Source organism: Devosia yakushimensis, from assembly GCF_030159855.1.
Taxonomy (GTDB): Bacteria; Pseudomonadota; Alphaproteobacteria; order Rhizobiales; family Devosiaceae; genus Devosia; species Devosia yakushimensis.
This window is the reverse complement of the sequence record NZ_BSNG01000001.1, coordinates 38,055-56,653: the sequence shown is the minus strand read 5'-3', so window position 1 is coordinate 56,653 and position 18,599 is coordinate 38,055. Positions and strand designations below refer to the sequence as shown.

Here is an 18,599-nt window from a genome sequence, read left to right as displayed (position 1 = left end):
ACATACGGATCGTATGCCATTACCTGTTTCCCATACGCCCCGTATGCGAACTGCATGAGGGCCTTTCATTCATGTCGAGGACGGTCCGAAATGTCGAACCCCTATGCAGAAATATTCAAAGCCCCCGGAGCCAAGGCCTTTGCCAGTGCCGGCTTCTTTGCCCGCATGCCCATCGCCATGGCGCCGATCGGCATCGTCGCCATGCTGTCCCAGACCCATGGCGAATATTGGCTCGCCGGCGCCGTTTCGGCCGCCTATGCGCTGACCAATGCGCTCCTTGCCCCGCAAATCTCCCGCGTGGTCGACCGGCTCGGCCAGGCCCGGGTGCTCGCGCCCACCACCATCATCGCCGTCATCGCCTTCGCCGTTCTGGTGCTGGCCGCCAATCAGGGCTGGCCTGCCTGGACGCTCTTTGCGGCAGCGCTGGGCGCCTCGGTCATGCCCAGCTTTCCGGCCATGCTGCGCGCCCGCTGGAGCGAATTGTTCCGCGACCGGCCGGAGCTGAACACCGCCTTTGCCTTCGAATCGGCAGCCGACGAGCTGGTCTATATTGCCGGCGCGTCGCTTTCGGTGGGGCTCAGCGTCTCCCTCTTCCCCGAAGCGGGCCTTGTGGTCAGCACCATATTGCTCGCGCTGGGCGGCTTTGCCTTCATCGTGCAACGCGCCACCCAGCCCAAAACGCGCAGCGGCGCGGAAGCCTCCGGCGCATCGGCCATCTGGCAGCGTCCGGTGCAGATCATTACCCTGGCCCTGATTTTCGTCGGCGCCATTTTCGCCACCGCCGAAGTCAGTGTCGTCGCCATCACCGAGGAACTGGGACAGCCCGGCGCGGCCAGCCTCGTCATCGGCGTCTATGCCGTCGGCTCCTTCGTCGTGGGGCTGATCATCGGTGCGCTCAATCTCAAAATGGCGCTGGAACGGCAATTGGCCATCGCTCTCTCCGTGCTGGCCATAACCGCGATACCGCTGCTCTTCGTCGATAACGTGCCGCTCCTGGCCGTGGCCGTCTTTGTCAGCGGCGTCGCCATCTCGCCCACCTTCATCACCGCTTTCGGCCTGGTCGAACGGCGCGTGCCGGCCGCCATCCTCACCGAGGGCATTACCTGGGTGGTGACCGGCATCGGCATCGGCATGGCGCTCGGTGCTTTCCTCACCGGCTGGGTGGTGGACACCTATGGCCCCGCCAATGGCTTCTGGGTCTCGGTCATCGCCGCCGCACTGGCGCTCACCACCATCCTGCTGGGGCAAAAGACGCTCGCGGGCGGCTCCGATTGCGCGGATGCTCATCCTCAGCCCGCGGAGTGAGATGCGGGTCCGCTCGGATGCTTGGGGTACCGTCTTCCCCACCCACCGCCGCTTCCCTCGGGCTTGATCCGAGGGCCACTCGCCGCTTGTGCCGGGTTGAAAATAGCCCTCGGGTCAAGCCCGAGGGAAGCGATTGTGGGTGGGAGGGGCATGGTGTCTCTGATTCGAGGCTTGGCGGTCGTGCCAAGGCCGCCCAATCAACCGCGATGTGGGAGAACCAGCCGAGGCCGCCGCCGCCCAACCGTCAAAGCCGCCCCTTGCCCACCAGACGATCAATGCATAATATCCACCCATGCTTGATCGTTCGTCCGCACCCGCCCTGTCCCCCAGCGTTCCGATGGATGCGCTGAGCGAGGTCTTGCAGGATTTTCGCCTGAGCGGGGTTAATTATGGCCGCTGCGAGCTGCGCCATCCCTGGGGCATTGCCTTTCCCGAACAGCCCCTGCTGCGCTTCCATTTCGTCAGCCAGGGGCCATGCTGGCTCTATACCGAGCAGCAGGGTTGGCTGGAATTGAACGATGGCGACCTGGTGCTGCTGCCCAAGGGCATAGCGCATCGCCTCGCCAGCGCGCCCGATGTGCCCTGCAATGCGCTCAGGAGCTGCCAGGTCACCCGCTTTGGCGGCAATGTCTGCGAGGTCATGCAGGAGGGACCCGGGCCGACCAGCACGCTGTTCAGCGGCTCCATGGTGCTGGGCGCCAGGGCGCTCCATCCCCTGCTCGATCTCATGCCACCGGTGATCCGCAGTTGCGATGTCGCCACCAAGGATCCCGTGGTCACCCCCCTGCTCGAAGCCATGACGGCCGAAGCCGGCCAGCATCGCATGGGCGGGGCTACCATTCTCTCGCGCATGGCCGACCTCCTCACCGCCCGCCTCATCCGCTGCTGGTTCGACTGCACCAGCAGTCCCACCACCGGCTGGCTGGCGGCCATCCGCGATGTGCATGTGGGCCGGGCTTTGGCCGCCATGCATCGCGACCCCGGCCATGGCTGGACGGTGGAAAGCCTGGCCGCCACTGCCGGGCAATCGCGCTCGGTCTTTGCCGAACGCTTCAGCACGCTATTGGGCGAAGGCGCGGCCCACTATCTGACGCGCTGGCGCATGCAGCTGGCCCAGGAATGGCTCGGACAGGGCGAGCTGACAATTGCCGAAGCCGCGTCACGGCTGGGCTATGAATCGGAAGCCTCCTTCGCCCGGGCCTTCAAGCGCACCACCGGCCAATCGCCCGGTGCGGCTCGTCGCACACCTTCCGGACAAACGGGCATGGAATTCGGATTGTAGGACACAGATCGTCCGAATGAGCTCGTCTATGAAGACCCTCCAAATTCTGGAGACTCTTCAATGACAGACACAAGTATGCCGCTGGACGGCGACGCGGCGGCGCAGGCCCGCTGGAGCACCAGCACCTGGCTGGCGGTCATTTCCATGTCGGTCGCCACCTTCGCCCTGGTATCAGCCGAATTCCTGCCCGCGGGCCTGTTGACGCCGATGGCGGCCGATCTCGGCATCAGCGAAGGCACGGCCGGCCAGGTGGTCACCGCCACGGCCAGCGTGGGCGCCGTCGCCGCCCTGTTCGCCAATGTCGCCATCGGCCGGCTCAGTCGCAAGGCGGTGCTGGTCGGGCTGAGCGCCCTGGCCATCGCCTCCAATATCCTGGCGGCAATAGCCACCGATTTCTGGATATTGCTGCTGGCCCGCGCCGGGCTCGGTATTGCGCTCAGCGGCTTCTGGTCGCTTTCGGCCGCCGTCGTGGCGCGGCTGGTCGGCGTCAATTCGCTGGGCCGGGGCATGTCCATCATCTTTGTCGGCGTGTCGCTCGCCACCATTGCCGCCCCCTCGATCGGCGCCCTGCTCAGCGACTGGCTGGGCTGGCGTACCGCCATGGCCGCAACCGCCGGCGCGGCCGCCATCGCCATGCTGCTGCAATTGGTGAGCCTGCCCAGCCTGCCGGCCGGCAAGGGCACCAGCCTTGGCGATGTCTTCCGCCTGATGGGCCGCCGGGGCATCCAGCTCGGCATGCTCGCCGTGCTGCTTTTGGTCACCGGGCACTTTGCAGGCTTCGTCTATGTGCGCCCCTTCCTCGAACAGGTGACCCAGCTGCCCGCCAGCGCCGTTGCCTGGGCCCTGCTCGGCTATGGCGTTGCCAGCGTCATTGGCAATGTCGCGGGCGGCCGCATGGCCGACGCCAATGTGCGGGCGGCATTGGCCACCACCGGCACCACGCTGGGCATAGCCGCCCTCGCCCTGGTGCTCTGGGGCAGCTATACCGGCGCCGCCTTCGGCTTCGTGGCGCTCTGGGGCTTTGCCTTCGGCACCGCGCCGATCGTGTTGCAGACCAATCTGTCGCGCGCCGCGCTCGATGCCCTGGAAGCCTCGGGCAGCCTCATGGTCGTCTGCTTCCAGGTCGCCATCGCCGTGGGCGCCGTGGTCGGCGGCTATATCGTGGATGGCGTCACTGTTGCCGGCACGCTCGCCCTTACCGCCGTGCTGGCGGGATTGACCATGCTTCTGGCCCTGCTGCAACCGCGCAGCTGATGCCCATCAGCCCCCTTCCCAAAGCCTGGGAAGGGGTTTTGCTACAGGCTGGCAGCCCAGCGGTCGCCGCTTTGCGCGGCGGCACAACCGAAATCATAGAGCCTGGTCATCTTGGCCCGGTCGAAATCGGTGGCGGCAATCCCCTCGGCCGTCTCGGGAATGGCCGTCACCTTGAGGCTGCCTCCGAGCCGGCGCAGGAATTCCATGCTCGCAATCAACGAATTGCGCGTATTGGCCTTGATCGCGGTTTCAAACGCCCTTTGGAAAATGGGCAGGATCTGCGGATCGACCACCGAAAAATCGGGACCGAGCTTGCCATTGACGATGGCATAGACCTCGACCTTGGCGCCATTGGCCGAAACGCGGGAGGTCAAAATGGCCTCCGGCACCACCAGGATATTGGCCGTTACGCCCCCATCCACATGCATTTCGCTGAAGCTGCGGCCATTGGCCTGCACCTTGATCAGCTCGGCGGGGAACACGCCCGGAATGCTGGCCGAAGCCAGCAGCACCGATTTGAACAGCGCAAAGGCATGCGGGTCCCTGCTGCTGGCAATGGCGCCCATGTCCCAAACCGCGGTGCGCTGGGAATCGAGATTGGTGGTGACAACCGTCAGCACCCGGCCCTTGGCATGCTCAGCCGCAATGGCGGCCAGCAATTGCGGGGTGACATATTTGTCGACCAGCCGCGCCAGTGGCTCATCGCGGAACAAGCCCGTTCCGAACAGGCCCGAAAGCCCGGCAAATTGCAGCAGGCCATCGGTTTCCCCCGAGGTGAACATCTGCGTCAATACCGGATCATAGGCCGGGCCGAGAAAGGCGAAGGGCGCGATCAGCGCTCCCACGCTCGCCCCGCTCACCACCGAAAAGGCCGGCCGCTGTCCGGTTTTGCTCCAGCAGGCGAGGAACCCCGCGCCATAGGCCCCCGAGGCGCCACCGCCCGAAAGCGCCAGAAATTTCACCTGCGACCCGGTCGCGACGCGCCCCACATTGGCAACCAGCTCCTTGCTGTCGTCGGCCCAGAACCGCGCCGCCGGAATGCCCGGAATGCTCGCCTGGCCGTCTTCGGCAAGGCTATAGGGGGTTCGGGAGGTCGTGGTGCAGCCTGCCAGCAACAGGGCCATGCCCACCGCCGTGACCAAACCCCTCAGCCTGGAAAAGCCCTGCCTGGCCATAGCACCCTCCGCCGCATTGCCCAGAATTGGCGCAGCAAGCGGCTTCTGTCCAGAGCCGGAGCCCGCGCTGTTTAACAGCCCCTTGCCCTGGCCGGTGCGTCGATTGGCTCAGAATTGCTCGCGCAGCCACACGGCCATGCCGCCAGCCTGCCTGTTGGCCCAGAGGTGATAGGGGATGGCGCGCAGCTGCGTCACTTCGGTTGCCGGCCGTTCGCGCCGATAGAGCTGGCCGTTCCAACCAGCATGGCTGGTCTTGCCGGCAGTGGCCGACAGCCGCACGGCGCCCCCCAATAGATCGGGATCGAACGCTGCCACAATCTCGGCATCGGCCGGCAACACCAGCAATTGCGGGGCAAAACCCAGATCGGCCTCTTCGGCGCAATAAACCACCGGCCCGCGCTTTAGCGCCACTTTTCCGGCATCCTCGCTGACCTCGGGATGGGCATGGAGGCGCTCGACCGGCATGTCGAAGCCGATCCGCACCACATCGCCCGCCGCCCATTGCCGGGCAATGGCGAGATAGCCCTTTTCGGCAGTGCGCACATCGACCGCTTCGCCATTGACCGCAACGCTGGCCTTGCTGCACCAGCCCGGCAGGCGCAGCCGCAAGGTGAACTGCGCGGGCGCCGCCGGGGTAAGGGTCAGCGCAATGTCGCCATCCCAGGGATAGGCCGTCTCCTGGGCAATCCGCACCGTCTGCCCGCCAATCTCGGCTTCGGCACTATTGGCGCCATAGAGATGCACCGCCAGTTCATCCGGCTTGGTCGTATAGAAATAGCTGCCCAGCGAGGCGATCAGCCGGGCAATATTGGTGGGGCAGCAGGGGCAGTAATGCCATTTCCAGCGCCGGTGCTGGCCGTGGCTCTCCAGCACATTCTCATAGAAATAGTGCTCGCCATCGCGCGCAATGCCGGACAGGGCACCGTTGAAGATGGCCAGCTCGACATGGTCGGTAAACCGGCCATCCAGCTCGATCTGGGCCATGCGATGGCCCCAAAAGGCCAGCGCCACCGCGGCACAGGTCTCGGCATAGGCGGTTTCGTTGGGCAGGTCATATTCGCGGGTAAAGCCCTCATTGGCGCCCGATGGCCCCAGCCCGCCGGTGACATAGAGCTGGCGCCTGGTGAGGTTGTCGAATAGCCGGTCCGAAGCCGTCAGCAGCGTCAAATCGCTGCTTTCATAGGCCAGGTCCGCCATGGCCGAGAACAGATACATGGCCCGCACGGCATGGCCCACCACCTGGGTCTGCTCGCGCACCGGCATATGGGCCTGGCTATAGGCATAGGTCTGGTAGTGGTAATGCGCCGGATCATCGCCGCGGCGGCGCGCCTCCTCGTCGTAATAGGAGGGCATCTGGCCCCGCTCGTCGACGAAATATTGCGCGAGTTCGAGGTGCCGGGGGTCCTTGGTCACGCGGTAGAGCTTGACCAGCGCCAGCTCGATTTCCTCGTGGGCGTCATATCCAACCAGCTTGCCCGGCTCGCGGCCGAAGGTGGCCTCGATATGATCGACAGCCCTGATCATCACATCGAGAAAGGCCCGTTTGCCGGTGGCCTCGAAATAGGCGACCGCGCCCTCCAGCAGATGCCCCATGGAATACATTTCATGCAGGTCGCGCAGGTTGGTCCAGCGCTTGTCCGGCTCGCGGCGGATGAACCAGGAATTGAGATACCCATCGTCCATCTGGCCCTGGGCGAGCTTGGCGACGATCTCGTCGATCTTTTCTTCCAGCGCCGGATTGGGATGGGCCTTGAGCGTATAGCTGGCCGCTTCGATCCACTTGCCGAAATCGCTGTCGAAAAAATGCTGCATCGACAAGCCGCTGGGCTGGATCGGCCGGGCCAATGGGCCGGGCGGCTGATCGAAATTCAGCACTTCGAGAAAGCGTTCCTCGTCGAGCCGCCTATGCTGGCTGGGCACCGTCACCTCGCGGACGGTGCGGGTCCAGCTTTCCCAGAAACCGCCGGTGAAATCGACCTTGGCATGATCGACGGGGACATAGCGTTGGGAGAGATCGGTCATCGGATTGCTTTCGCGGGATTGGTGGCAATCGGGGCAGTGCTGCGTTCGAGGAAGGCTGCGGCGCGTGGCGACAGGCGGCCGGTCAGGGCTTTGCGCACCCTGACGTGATAGTCGTCGAGGAAGGCGATTTCGGCCGCGGTCAACGTCGAGATATCGGCCAGGCGCAGATCGATCGGCACCAGGGTGAGCGTTTCAAAGCGCAGGAAACCGGCGGCCCCGGCCACCACTTCGACCTGGTTTTCGACGCGTAATCCGAAGGCGCCTTCGCGGTAATAGCCGGGCTCGATGGTCATCACCACGCCCGGCTCGAAGCCAAATGCATTGACGGCCTTGCCGAAGCGGTGGGGATGCTCGTGTACCGAGAGGAAATGGCCGACGCCATGCCCGGTACCATGGTCGTAATCGAGGCCAATATCCCAGAGCGGGCGGCGGGCCAGGGCATCGAGATGATGGCCCTGGGCGGTGGGTGGGAATTGTGCCGTCATCAGCGCCACAAAGCCCTTGAGCACCGCGGTATAGGTTTGTCGCACGGCGGCATTGGCGGGGCCGAAACTCATGGTGCGCGTCGCGTCGGTCGTGCCGCCCCAATATTGGCCGCCCGAATCGATGAGATAGGGCAATTCGCCCGTCAGCGGGGCATTGGTTTCGGGCTTGGACGAATAATGGCACATGGCCGCATTGCTGCCGGAAGCCGAAATCGCGCCGAAACTGTCCTCGACGAAATCCATGCCGGCGCGGCGGAAGTCAAGCAATTGCGCCTGCGCCTCAAGCTCGGTGATGGGATTGCCCGATGCGAGCCGGGCGGGCACTTCGGCATCGAGCCAGGCCAGAAACTCCGTCCAGGCCACGCCATCCTGGAGATGCGCCTGCCGGAAGCCCGCCAGCTCCACAGCGTTCTTGATGGCCTTGGCCAAGGTCACCGGGCTGAATTGCAGCAGCGGCTTGCCGCCGCCGGCCTCGACGGCCAGCCGCACCGCCACCGGAGCAAAGCCCGGATCGACCAGTACGGCTTTGCCCGCCGCCCGTTCGCGCACCGCCGCGATCAACCCATCGGCGGGCTGCATGACGAGGCCCTCGGCCTCGATGTCGCTGCGGTCATTGGGCAGTTTGCGCTCGTCCACGAACCAATCCACCCGCCCATCGCGGCCGACAATGGCGGTCGAATGCGCAATGGGCGTATGGGCGATATCGCCGCCCCGGATATTGAGCAGCCAGGCGATATTGTCGGGCTGGGTTTCGACCAGGAAATCGGCGCCGGATCGTTCGACCGCCGCCCCGATACGGCCGCGCTTGCTGACGCTGTCCTCGCCCGCCCAGCGCAGCGGAAAGGCCCGGATCGGGGATAGTGGCGGCGGCGGTTGATCGGGCCAGATGGCGTCGATGAGATCGGTTTCCAGCAGGACCAGTTCCCCGCCGGTGCGGCTCATCGCCGTTTCGAGCTTTCCATAAAGCGCGCTCGGCACCAGCATAGGATTGATGCCGATGCGCTGCCCAGGCGGCAGCTTTTGTTCGAGCCAGGCCTCGATGGGAAAATCGAAGAAATGGGCGATCTCGAACCGGCTGGTATCGACCTCGCTGCGCACCTGCACCTGATAGCGGCCATCGACGAACAGCACGGCGTGATCGGCGGTAACCGCCGCAATCCCCGCCGAACCGCTAAAGCCGGTGAGAAAGGCCAGCCGCTCATCATGGGGCGCCACGACCTCGCCCTGATAGGGGTCGAACCGAGGTACGACGAGGCCATAAAGACCGGCTGCGGCCAGCTTTTCCCGCAGCTGGCGCAGGACGCTCTCGGTTCGACTCGGCGCGTTCGGCATGGTGGCCCTCCTCCCATTTCCCCTTATGGCGGCAATGTTCTAAGTCACTGTATTTAGTTTGTCGACAAATTCGTTGACTCGGGCGGGCGCATCTGTTGTCCTCTGGCTTCCGCCGGAGACAGAGGGGTCTGGCCCGGCACAAAAACGCTTGGAGGGAGACCATGCATCACATGACCGGATTTGCACGATTGGCCCTGGCGGGCCTCATGGCCACGACCAGCATCATCGCCTTGCCACAGCTCGCCGCGGCCCAGGATGGCCAGCCCGGCGGCACGCTGCGCATTCTGGGTACCGCCGATATCGACCATTTCGATCCGACGTCCGCAGCGCTGGTCACCAGCAATAATTTCCTGCGCGCGGTGACCCGGCAGCTGATCAGCTATGCCGCTTCGACCGATGAGGCCGCCCGCATCACGCCCGAGGGCGACCTTGCCACCGAAGTGCCCCAGCCCAGCAATGACGGGTTGACCTATACGTTCAAGCTGCGCCAGGGCGCGCAGTGGAATGCCCCCTCGGGCGCGCGCCAAATCACCTCGGCCGATTTCGAGCGCGGTATCAAGCGCATGTGCAATCCGCTGCTGGGTTCGGCCGCGCTGACCTATTACCAGGACCTGATCGTGGGCCTGGCCGATTTCTGCTCGGGTTTCTCCAAGGTCGAGCCGACTGTCGAGGCGATGAAGGCTTATATCGAAGGCAATGACATTACCGGCATCGAGACGCCGGATGACGAAACCATCGTCATCAACCTCACCCAGAAGGCTGGCGACTTCATCTATATGCTGAGCCTGCCCACCTCCGCGCCGGCTCCGGTCGAAGTGCTCGACTACCTGCCCGATGGCCCCGATTATCGCAGCAATTTCATCGCCAGCGGTCCCTATACCCCCGGCGACTACACGCCCGATAGCAGCCTGCAACTGGTCCGCAACCCGGCCTGGACCGCTGAGAGCGATCCACTGCGCAAGGCCTATGTCGATGACATCCAGATCACGTTCGGCCTGCAGCCAGATGCCGTTCTGCAGCAATTGCAGTCCGGCGATGGCGACATGACCTATGACATCACTATCCCGCCGGCCATCCTGCAATTGCTGACAGCCACGGGCGATGAAAAACTGATGACGGTCTCGTCGGGCGCCACGGCATTCCTCTTCATCAACACGGTGTCGGAAAACAACAATGGCGCCCTGCGCGACCTCAAGGTGCGCCAGGCGCTGAACTACGCCATCGACAAGGCCGCCATCGTGCAGCAATCGGGCGGCCCAACGGTCGGCCAGCCGGTCAACGGCATTTTCGGACCGGGCGTGCTGGGCTATCACGATTTCAATCTCTATCCCTCGCCCGACGCCAAGGGTGATCCGGCCAAGGCCAAGGAATTGCTGGCCGAAGCGGGCTATCCTGATGGCATCACGCTCAAAATGCCGTTCCGCAACCAGAATAACGAGCCGGCCATCGCCCAGACCATCCAGGCCAGCATGGCAGCCGCCGGCATCACGCTGGAGCTGACCCCGGTGGCCCCGGCGGACTATTATTCCAAGTTCATGACCAACCCGGTCAACACCAAGGAAGGCACCTGGGATATCGCTCCGGTGGGCTGGACGCCCGACTGGGCCGGCGGCTCGGCCCGCTCGGTATTCCAGCCGCAATTCAGCTTCAACGGCACGCACCAGACCTATAATTACACCGACTACAACAATCCCAAGGCCAATGAACTGGCCCAGCAGGCCATCAATGCCACGACGCCCGAGGAAGTGGGCAAGCTGTGGTCTGAGGTTGACGAGCTGGTCATGGCTGACGCGCCGGTCGTGCCGTATCTGGCCAACAAGGTCGTGCTTTACCGCAGCGCCGCCGTGCAGAACTTCCAGCCCTATGCGCTGGGTGTGCAGGGTGATTGGACCAATGTCTGGATCCAGCGCTAGACTAAGTGAATAGCGAGCCGCGATCCCAGCTTTTTCGCGTACGCGAAAAAGCTGACCTCCCTCCCCCTTGAGGGGAGGGATTGAGGATGGGGGTGCTGGATTTTCCACGAGCATAGAGTTCGTGGAGGCCGCGGCACCCCCACCCTAGCCCTCCCCTCAAGGGGGAGGGATTGGATCGCGGCTCGCGCCCATTTGCGCCAGCTCAAAACACGGAGCCGCTCCTTGCCAGTGCTTGAAGCCCGCAATCTGACTGTTTCCATTCCCACCGAAGACGGCACGATCCATGCCGTTCAGAATGTCTCATTCGCCATCGAGGCCGGGGAATTGTTCGGCATTGCCGGGGAATCGGGCTCGGGCAAATCGGTCATGATGCAGGCCATTCTGGGGCTGCTGCCCTATGCCGATATTACCGGTGAAGTGCTGTTCGAAGGCCGCGACCTGCTGCGCGAAAACCCCAGAGGCCTGCGCAAATTGCGCGGCTCGCGCATCGGCATGATCTTCCAGGACCCGCTGTCGAGCCTGCATCCCTATTACACCATCGGCAGCCAGATCACCGAGGCGATCCACGCCCATGAAAAGGTGAGCAAACCGGCGGCGCGGGCCCGCGCCATCGAGATGCTGGCCAAGGTGGGCATAGCCAATGCGGACGAGCGGTTTCATGCCTATCCGCACCAGTTTTCCGGCGGCATGCGCCAGCGCGTGATGATCGCCATGGCCCTGGTGCTGAACCCAGCTTTGATCATTGCCGACGAACCCACAACGGCGCTCGACGTGACGGTGCAGGCGCAGATCGTTGCGCTGCTCGACACCATGCGCAAGGAATTGGGCACGACCGTCATCATGATCACCCATGATCTGGGGCTGCTGTCCTCCGTCGCCGACCGGGTGATGGTGATGTATGCCGGCAATCGCATGGAATATGGCGCCAGCGACGCCGTCTTCACCACGCCCGCTCACCCCTATACGGCGGGCCTGCTCCGCTCCTCCCCGGCCAATTATGCGGCGGGGGAAGAGCTGATCGCCATTCCAGGCCGCCCGCCCAGCCTGTTGCACATGCCCGAGGGCTGCGCCTTTGCGCCGCGTTGCAGCGCCGTGATGGACAAGTGCCACACGCGGCGCCCGCCGCTGCGCCGCTATAGCGACAAGGTCGAAGCCCTGTGCTGGCTGGAAGACACCGCCCCAGCCCCCGCGCAGCGGGCCATATCCACCGACCGCCGAGCCGACACGCAGACTGCGCCTGTCGTGCTCAGAATCGAGGATGTCGCACTGAGCTTTGCCACCGGCGGCCTCTTTGACAAGAAGGGTCGGTTCGAGGTGCTCAAGGGCATTAATCTGGAAGTCCGGCGCGGCGAAACGCTGGGGCTAGTGGGTGAGAGCGGTTGTGGCAAATCCACCCTCGCCCGGGTCATTGCCGGCCTTATCCCGGCTACCAGTGGCCGTGTGTTGTTGGGCGATGCCGATATGGCCCATCTCGATGCCGCCGGCTGGCGCGAGACGCGCAAGGCCGTGCAATTAGTGTTTCAGGACCCGTTCGGCTCGCTCAATCCGCGCCGCCGCGTCGGCGCGATTATCGGGGACCCCTTCCGCATCCACCACGTCGCCTCCGGCGCCGGCCGCAAGGCCCGCGTGCAGGAACTGATGGAGCGGGTGGGGCTCAATCCCGAGCACTATAACCGCTTCCCGTCCGAATTCTCCGGCGGGCAGCGCCAGCGCATCGGCATTGCCCGCGCCCTGGCGCTCAATCCGGGCCTCATCATCTTTGACGAACCGGTCTCGGCGCTCGATGTGTCCATCCAGGCGCAGGTGCTCAATCTGATGTCCAAGCTGCAGCGCGAACTGGGCCTTACCTATCTGTTCATTTCGCACGATCTGGCCGTCGTCCGGCAAATCTGCAACCGCATCGCGGTGATGAACAAGGGCCGCATTGTCGAACTGGCCGATGCCGAGGCGATCTATGCCAATCCGCAGGATGAGTATACGCGAACCCTGCTTGCCGCCTCGGTTACCCCACCGCCGCAGCACGCCGCGCGCGGCCGCGATCTGGTCCGGACCATAGATTGGGTCGCCGCATGAGCATTCCGGCAAGTTCCGCCCCCGCCGTGGTCCAGCGCGGCTCCTTCTCGCTCACCCTGCGGCGGTTGCTGCGCGACAAGGCCAGCCTTGCCGCCATGGTGTTCATCATTGTGCTGGTGCTGTTTGCCGCTGCCGCGCCGCTGATCGAGGCCTGGGCCGGCCATTCCCCGATCCAGCAATTCCGCGATACGGGCCTCTCCACCATGGGCCTGCCTGTGGCGCCCAATGCCGAATTCGTACTGGGCACCGACCAGTTGGGCCGCGATGTCCTTGTTCGCCTTGCCTATGGCGCTCGGGTGTCGCTGCTGGTGGGGGTGCTGGCCTCGCTGGCGGCCTCGCTGATCGGGGTTACGGTCGGCGTGCTGGCCGGCTTTTTCGGCGGCTGGATCGATATGGTGCTGAGCCGCGCCATGGATCTGGTGATGAGCGTGCCCTTCCTGCTCTGCGCCCTGGCGCTGGTTTCGGTGTTTGGACCCAGCCTGTCGCTGAGCATCGGGGTGATCGTATTTTTCAGCTGGACCACGATGGGCCGCGTGGTGCGCAGCCAGGTCATGTCGCTGCGCGCCCGCGAATTCGTCCAGGCCAGCCGCTCCCTCGGCGCCGGCCCACTCTCCATCATGGTGATCGATATCCTGCCCAATCTGAGCGTGCCCATCATCGTCTACACCACCATGATGATCCCCAGCGCCATCGTCTTTGAAGCCACCCTCTCCTTCCTGGGTCTGGGCATTGTGCCGCCCGCGCCCAGTTGGGGCGGCATGCTGGCCGATGCCGCCGCCAATTCGATTTATCTGGTGGCCTGGTGGCTGGTGCTTATTCCCGGTCTGGCGCTGCTGCTGACCACGCTGTCGTTCAATATTCTGGGCGATGGGCTGCGCGATGCGCTTGATCCCAAATCCCGGCCCGTGATCAGGCGCAGCCTGCTGCGGTGGGGGAAAAGGCCATGATCCGGTTCCTCCTCGGCCGCATTGGTTTTGCCGCGCTGATCCTGTTCGCGCTCAGCACTTTCGTCTTTTTCCTCTTCTTCGTGGCGCCCGGCGATCCCGCCCGCATGGTGGCCGGCGACAAGGCCACCGAAGCCCAGCTCGTACAGATCAGGAGTAATCTGGGGCTCGATCGCCCCATCCACGAGCAATATCTGAGCTTTCTCGGCCGCGCCGCCACCGGCGATCTCGGCTTTTCCTACCGCAACCAGCAACCGGTCACGACGCTCATTGCCAATCGCCTGCCCGCCACTATTTCGCTGGTCATTGGCGGCGTCATCGTCTGGCTCGCCGTCGGCATTCCCATCGGCATCATGTCGGCCCGCCATCCCGGCGGGCTGCGCGACCGGCTGGGCCAGGCCTTCATCCTCGTTGGCTTGAGTTTTCCGACCTTCGTGCTCGGCATGGTCTCGCTCTATGTGTTTTATTTCCTGCCGCGCCAGGCCGGGTTCACCCTGTTCCCGGCCGGCGGCTTCAAGCCATTCCTGCCCAATCCGGCGCTCTGGGCCTGGCACCTGGCCCTGCCCTGGGCCACCCTGGCGCTGACCACCGCTGCCGTCTATGCCCGCCTCACCCGCGGACAAATGCTCGAAGTGATGAACGAGGACTATATCCGCACCGCCCGTGCCAAGGGCCTGTCGGAAGGGCGCGTGGTTTTCAAACACGGCATGCGCGCCACCCTCACCCCGCTGGTGACGCAACTCGGCGCCGATATCGCCCTGCTGCTGGGCGGCGCCATCGTCATCGAACAGGTCTATGGTCTGCAGGGCGTCGGCGCGCTGGCGGTGCAGGCGGTCAATAATCAGGACCGACCCATCATTATCGGGGTGGTGCTGCTGGGTGGCTTTTTCATCGTCATCTCCAACATTATCGTCGATATCACCTATGCTCTGCTCGACCCGCGCGTTCGCTAGGAAGCCGTCATGATCGTCTCGCAATACACCATCCCTGGCATGCATATTCGCGATCACCTGATCGACGTGCCACTCGACTGGTTCGCCAGTCCCGATGGCCCCACGATCAAGCTCTTCGCCCGCGAAGTGGTCGACCCGACCAAGAAGGATGCCGCTCTGCCGCTGCTGGTCTTCCTGCAGGGCGGGCCCGGCGGCAAGTCGCCCCGCCCGGCCGGCGGCGGGCCATCCTGGTTGGCCGAAGCGCTCAAGACCCACCGGGTCATCCTGCCCGATCAGCGCGGCACCGGCCGCAGTATGCGGGTCGATGGCGCAACCATGCAGCGCTTTACCAATGGCGAAGCGGCCGGCGACTACCTCGCCCATTTCCGCGCCGATTCCATCGTGGCCGATTTCGAGCATTTGCGGAAAACCGTGTTCGGCGGAGCCAAATGGCAATCGCTGGGCCAGAGCTATGGCGGCTTCCTCACGCTGACATATCTGAGCCAGGCGCCCGAGGGCCTTTCTGCCTGCTATGTGGCTGGGGGGCTGGCCAGCCTCACTCCGTCCGCCGAAGAGGTCTATCGGCGCACCTATCCTCGCGTGGAAGCCAAGACGGCTCGCTATTACAAGCGCTATCCCGACGATCGCGCAACGATCGGCGCCCTGGCCGATTTCATTGCCAATAATGATGTCCGCCTGCCCGATGGCGACCGCCTCACCGTGCGGCGGCTCCAGAGCATCGGCATCGATTTCGGCATGGCGCCGGGCTTCGAGAACATTCACTGGCTGGTCGACGATGCCTTCGCCACGCCCGAGCGCGACCGTCTCTCCGACCACTTCCTGGCCGAGGCGATGCGCTCGACCAGCTATGACGGCAATCCGCTCTTTGCCGTGCTGCAGGAAAGCATCTATGGGCACGGACCGGGTGCCACCGCCTGGGCAGCCCAGAAAGTGCGTGAGGAGCTGCCCCAATTTGCCGAAACCGGCCGCCCCCTGCTGTTCACCGGCGAGATGATGTTTCCCTGGATGTTCGAGGACATCCGTTCGCTGCGGCCCTTCCGAGCCGGGACGGAGGCCCTGGCCCGGCGCAGTGATCACAGCCTGCTCTACGATCGAGAACGGCTGGCGGCCAATGCGATCCCGGTCTCGGCCATCATCTATCACGACGACATGTATGTGGATGCCGGGCTGTCGCTCGAAACGGCCGCCCTGGTCGGCAATCTCGACCATTGGGTGACCAATGAATTCGAGCATGACGGCATCCGCCAAAGCGGCAATGTCTTCAAACGGCTGGTGAAGATGACGGAAGAGCGCGGCGGGCCGTTGGCCTAGGTTCGGAACCCGGCAAATGCGGAAAATCCGCCCGGTACGAGACCGGGCGGATCAACATCGAAACTACTGGCTGACGGGCAGGACAGCGCCCTTGTACTTTTCGGTGATGAAGTCCTGGATCGGCTTGGAATGCAGCACTTCCACCAGCTTGACGATCTCCGGCCGGGTCTCGTCACCCCGGCGCACGGTGATGATATTGGCATAGGGGTTGTTCTCCCCGCTCTCGACTGCCACCGGGTCGTTGACCGGATCGAGCCCGGCATCGAGCGCATAATTGGCATTGATCACCACTGCATCGGCCTCGTCATTGGCATAGACCTGCGGCAGCAGCGGACCCTCGATATTGGGCAGGAATTCAAGATTCTTGGGGTTTTCGACAATGTCGGAAATCCGCGCTGACAGTGCATCGACACCGTCCTTAAGCTTGATCACCCCTTCACGCTGGAAAATGGTGAGGATGCGCCCTTCCTCGGCCACGGCATCGCGCAGGATGACCTGACCATTTTCCGGCAGATCGGCCAGGCTCTCCACGCGCTTGGAATAGATGCCGATCGGCTCGATATGGATGCCGCCGGCATTGACGAAATCATAGGTCGGATCGTCCTTGTGATCGGCCAGCACGGAATTGAGATAGGGCACGTGCTGGAAGTAATTGGCGTCGATTTCGCCAGCGGCCAGCGCCGTATTGGGCAGGATATAGTCCTGGAACGGCACGATCTCGAGCTCGATCCCTGCTTCCGCCAGGATGGGCTTGGCCTGTTCGAGAATTTCGGCATGCGGCACATAGGAGGCGCCGACCACCAGCTTGGTCTGGGCCAGGGCCGGGGTCGCCAGCGCCACGGCGCCAAACAGGGCGCTCGTCAGGAGAGTCTTGATCATGGAGAAATCCTTGGTTGAACTAACGTTTGTCGAGCTTTCGCGTCACCTGATCGCCCACGAACTGAATGGCGAACACGATGATGAGAACTGTGACCGTGGCGACGAGCGTGACGTCGCCATGATTGCGCTGGAAGCCTTCAAGATAGGCGAGATTGCCCAGGCCCCCTGCCCCGATGACGCCGGCCATGGCGGTGAAACCGACGAGAGAAATCAGCGTCACCGTGAGCCCAGAGGCCAGGGCGGGCGCGGCTTCGGGGATGAGCACCTTGAAGACGATGGTGCCGATGCCCCCGCCCATGGAACGGGTAGCTTCGATGACGCCCTTGCTGACCTCGCGAAAGGCGATCTCGACCAGTCGCGCATAGAAGGGCGCTGCCCCGATAATCAGCGCCGGCAGTGCGGCATTGACCCCCAGAATGCGCCCCACCACCAGCTTGGTGAAGGGAATGAGCAGCACGATGAGGATGATGAAGGGAATGGAGCGGAAGACATTGCTGAGCAGCGAAAGCGCACCATAGACAGCGCGATTGGCCAGCAATTGTCCCGGCCCGGTGAGGAACAACACCGCACCCAGAGCCAGGCCCAGCACGAACGTCGCCGCACCGGCAATGGCCGTCATATAGAGCGTCTCGTAGGTCGCCCGCAGCAATTGGTCGAGTTTGACATAGGGGAAAAGGCTTTCGAGCATAGACATCACCCCTGCCGCAGGATTTCGGAGGCGATGTCGCGCTCGGCCAGATAGGCCAGGACCCCGGCCAGGGGCTCGCCGCTGGCCGGAACATGCACGTAAAGTTCGCCAATGGCCGCATCGCGCGTGCGCGTCAGCCGGCCATGGAGGATATTGATGGGCAGATCGAACTGGCGGATGGCATCGGCCAGGGCCGGCTGGCGCGCCTGCGGCCCGACATAAACCAGCTTGACCAGCGCGCCCTGGCCGATCTCGGCCAGATCGGGATCGAAAGCGCTTTGGCTGACATCGGCTTCGGAAACCTGGCGCACGAAGCGCTGCGTCACCTTCTGGCGCGGATGAGTGAAGACATCGAGCACCTTGCCGGTTTCGACAATCCGCCCCTCTTCCATCACGGCAACACTGTCGCAGATGCGGCGCACCACATGCATTTCATGGGTGATGAGCACGATGGTCAGCCCGAAGCTGCGATTGATATCGAGCAGGAGATCGAGAATGGCATCGGTGGTTTCGGGATCGAGCGCCGAAGTCGCCTCGTCGCAGAGCAAGACATCGGGCCGGTTGGCAAGGGCCCGTGCTATGCCCACGCGCTGCTTCTGGCCGCCGCTGAGCTGGGCGGGATAGGCGTCTTCGCGACCCTCCAGCCCCACAAGCTGGATCAGCTCGGCCACGCGCGCGGCAATCTGGGCCTTGTCCGCCCCGGCGATTTCGAGCGCAAAGGCGATATTCTGGGCGACGGTGCGCGACCAGAGCAGATTGAAGTGCTGGAAGATCATGCCGATCTTGAGCCGCGCCTGACGCAATTGGCGCGAACTGGCCTTGGCCAGATCGAGATCGCCCACCACGACCGAGCCGCTATCGGGCTGTTCCAGTCCGTTGAGCAGGCGGATCAGCGTGCTCTTGCCCGCCCCGCTATAGCCGATGATCCCATAGATCTGCCCACGCTCGATATCGAGGTCCACGGCATCGACCGCCACAATAGG

The 18,599-nt window shown here is 64.0% G+C and carries 14 protein-coding genes; 8 read left to right on the top strand and 6 right to left on the bottom strand.

All coding sequences use genetic code 11. The features are described 5' to 3' along the window. Positions 1-90: 90 nt before the first annotated feature. From QQL79_RS00235 to QQL79_RS00225, 3 genes are all read left to right on the top strand, one after another. Complete coding sequence (locus tag QQL79_RS00235; protein WP_284386794.1) at positions 91-1,305, top strand: MFS transporter; 1,215 nt, start codon at positions 91-93, stop codon at positions 1,303-1,305. Between the two features lie 292 nt (positions 1,306-1,597). Further along, positions 1,598-2,587, top strand: coding sequence for an AraC family transcriptional regulator (locus QQL79_RS00230; RefSeq protein WP_284386792.1), 990 nt, complete (start codon positions 1,598-1,600; stop codon positions 2,585-2,587). Positions 2,588-2,647: 60 nt separating this feature from the next. Continuing rightward, positions 2,648-3,841, top strand: a complete 1,194-nt coding sequence (locus QQL79_RS00225) for an MFS transporter (protein WP_284386790.1) — start codon at positions 2,648-2,650, stop codon at positions 3,839-3,841. 41 nt (positions 3,842-3,882) lie between these two features. On the opposite strand, the gene QQL79_RS00220 is transcribed toward QQL79_RS00225, so the two are convergent. The 3 genes from QQL79_RS00220 to QQL79_RS00210 all read right to left on the bottom strand — a co-directional run bounded on the left by QQL79_RS00220 (position 3,883) and on the right by QQL79_RS00210 (position 8,855). Beyond that, positions 3,883-5,016, bottom strand: a complete 1,134-nt coding sequence (locus tag QQL79_RS00220; protein ID WP_284386788.1) for a patatin-like phospholipase family protein — start codon at positions 5,014-5,016, stop codon at positions 3,883-3,885. Positions 5,017-5,124: 108 nt separating this feature from the next. After that, a complete protein-coding gene (locus QQL79_RS00215; protein ID WP_284386786.1) occupies positions 5,125-7,038 on the bottom strand; it encodes a glycoside hydrolase family 127 protein in 1,914 nt (637 codons plus the stop codon). Further along, positions 7,035-8,855 (bottom strand): aminopeptidase P family protein, encoded by a 1,821-nt coding sequence (locus QQL79_RS00210; protein WP_284386784.1) that lies wholly within the window; start codon positions 8,853-8,855, stop codon positions 7,035-7,037. Before QQL79_RS00210 ends, QQL79_RS00215 begins: the two co-directional genes overlap by 4 nt. A gap of 170 nt (positions 8,856-9,025) precedes the next feature. Between QQL79_RS00210 and QQL79_RS00205 the strand changes: the two genes are divergently transcribed. The 5 genes from QQL79_RS00205 to QQL79_RS00185 all read left to right on the top strand — a co-directional run bounded on the left by QQL79_RS00205 (position 9,026) and on the right by QQL79_RS00185 (position 16,049). Continuing rightward, positions 9,026-10,768 carry an ABC transporter substrate-binding protein gene (locus QQL79_RS00205; protein ID WP_284386782.1) on the top strand — a complete coding sequence of 581 codons (1,743 nt, stop codon included), beginning with the start codon at positions 9,026-9,028 and terminating at the stop codon, positions 10,766-10,768. A gap of 228 nt (positions 10,769-10,996) precedes the next feature. Beyond that, complete coding sequence (locus QQL79_RS00200) at positions 10,997-12,841, top strand: dipeptide ABC transporter ATP-binding protein (protein WP_284392773.1); 1,845 nt, start codon at positions 10,997-10,999, stop codon at positions 12,839-12,841. Continuing rightward, positions 12,838-13,788 (top strand): ABC transporter permease, encoded by a 951-nt coding sequence (locus tag QQL79_RS00195; RefSeq protein WP_284386780.1) that lies wholly within the window; start codon positions 12,838-12,840, stop codon positions 13,786-13,788. Before QQL79_RS00200 ends, QQL79_RS00195 begins: the two co-directional genes overlap by 4 nt. Further along, complete coding sequence (locus tag QQL79_RS00190) at positions 13,785-14,738, top strand: ABC transporter permease (RefSeq protein ID WP_284386778.1); 954 nt, start codon at positions 13,785-13,787, stop codon at positions 14,736-14,738. Before QQL79_RS00195 ends, QQL79_RS00190 begins: the two co-directional genes overlap by 4 nt. Before the next feature lie 9 nt (positions 14,739-14,747). Beyond that, entirely contained in the window at positions 14,748-16,049 is a 1,302-nt protein-coding gene (locus tag QQL79_RS00185) for an alpha/beta fold hydrolase (RefSeq protein WP_284386777.1), read from the top strand. A gap of 63 nt (positions 16,050-16,112) precedes the next feature. On the opposite strand, the gene QQL79_RS00180 is transcribed toward QQL79_RS00185, so the two are convergent. The 3 genes from QQL79_RS00180 to QQL79_RS00170 are packed head-to-tail and all read right to left on the bottom strand — an operon-like array spanning position 16,113 to position 18,593. After that, on the bottom strand, positions 16,113-16,928 hold the full coding sequence (locus tag QQL79_RS00180; protein WP_284386775.1) for a MetQ/NlpA family ABC transporter substrate-binding protein: 816 nt from the start codon (positions 16,926-16,928) through the stop codon (positions 16,113-16,115). A 19-nt stretch (positions 16,929-16,947) separates the two neighbouring features. Further along, the gene (locus QQL79_RS00175; protein ID WP_284386772.1) at positions 16,948-17,616 is read right to left on the bottom strand and encodes a methionine ABC transporter permease; all 669 of its coding nucleotides are present in this window, start codon (positions 17,614-17,616) and stop codon (positions 16,948-16,950) included. Positions 17,617-17,621: 5 nt separating this feature from the next. After that, positions 17,622-18,593, bottom strand: a complete 972-nt coding sequence (locus QQL79_RS00170) for a methionine ABC transporter ATP-binding protein (RefSeq protein WP_284386770.1) — start codon at positions 18,591-18,593, stop codon at positions 17,622-17,624. Between the last annotated feature and the right edge of the window lie 6 nt (positions 18,594-18,599).

Excerpts from the sequence above, each read along its gene's own strand:
- QQL79_RS00205 (WP_284386782.1), top strand. The coding sequence starts at position 9,026 with ATGACCGGATTTGCACGATTGGCCCTGGCGGGCCTCATGGCCACGACC.
- QQL79_RS00235 (WP_284386794.1), top strand. The coding sequence starts at position 91 with ATGTCGAACCCCTATGCAGAAATATTCAAAGCCCCCGGAGCCAAGGCC.
- QQL79_RS00210 (WP_284386784.1), bottom strand. The coding sequence starts at position 8,855 with ATGCCGAACGCGCCGAGTCGAACCGAGAGCGTCCTGCGCCAGCTGCGG.
- QQL79_RS00175 (WP_284386772.1), bottom strand. The coding sequence starts at position 17,616 with ATGCTCGAAAGCCTTTTCCCCTATGTCAAACTCGACCAATTGCTGCGG.
- QQL79_RS00185 (WP_284386777.1), top strand. The coding sequence starts at position 14,748 with ATGATCGTCTCGCAATACACCATCCCTGGCATGCATATTCGCGATCAC.
- QQL79_RS00215 (WP_284386786.1), bottom strand. The coding sequence starts at position 7,038 with ATGACCGATCTCTCCCAACGCTATGTCCCCGTCGATCATGCCAAGGTC.
- QQL79_RS00230 (WP_284386792.1), top strand. The coding sequence starts at position 1,598 with ATGCTTGATCGTTCGTCCGCACCCGCCCTGTCCCCCAGCGTTCCGATG.
- QQL79_RS00190 (WP_284386778.1), top strand. The coding sequence starts at position 13,785 with ATGATCCGGTTCCTCCTCGGCCGCATTGGTTTTGCCGCGCTGATCCTG.
- QQL79_RS00195 (WP_284386780.1), top strand. The coding sequence starts at position 12,838 with ATGAGCATTCCGGCAAGTTCCGCCCCCGCCGTGGTCCAGCGCGGCTCC.
- QQL79_RS00180 (WP_284386775.1), bottom strand. The coding sequence starts at position 16,928 with ATGATCAAGACTCTCCTGACGAGCGCCCTGTTTGGCGCCGTGGCGCTG.
- QQL79_RS00220 (WP_284386788.1), bottom strand. The coding sequence starts at position 5,016 with ATGGCCAGGCAGGGCTTTTCCAGGCTGAGGGGTTTGGTCACGGCGGTG.
- QQL79_RS00225 (WP_284386790.1), top strand. The coding sequence starts at position 2,648 with ATGACAGACACAAGTATGCCGCTGGACGGCGACGCGGCGGCGCAGGCC.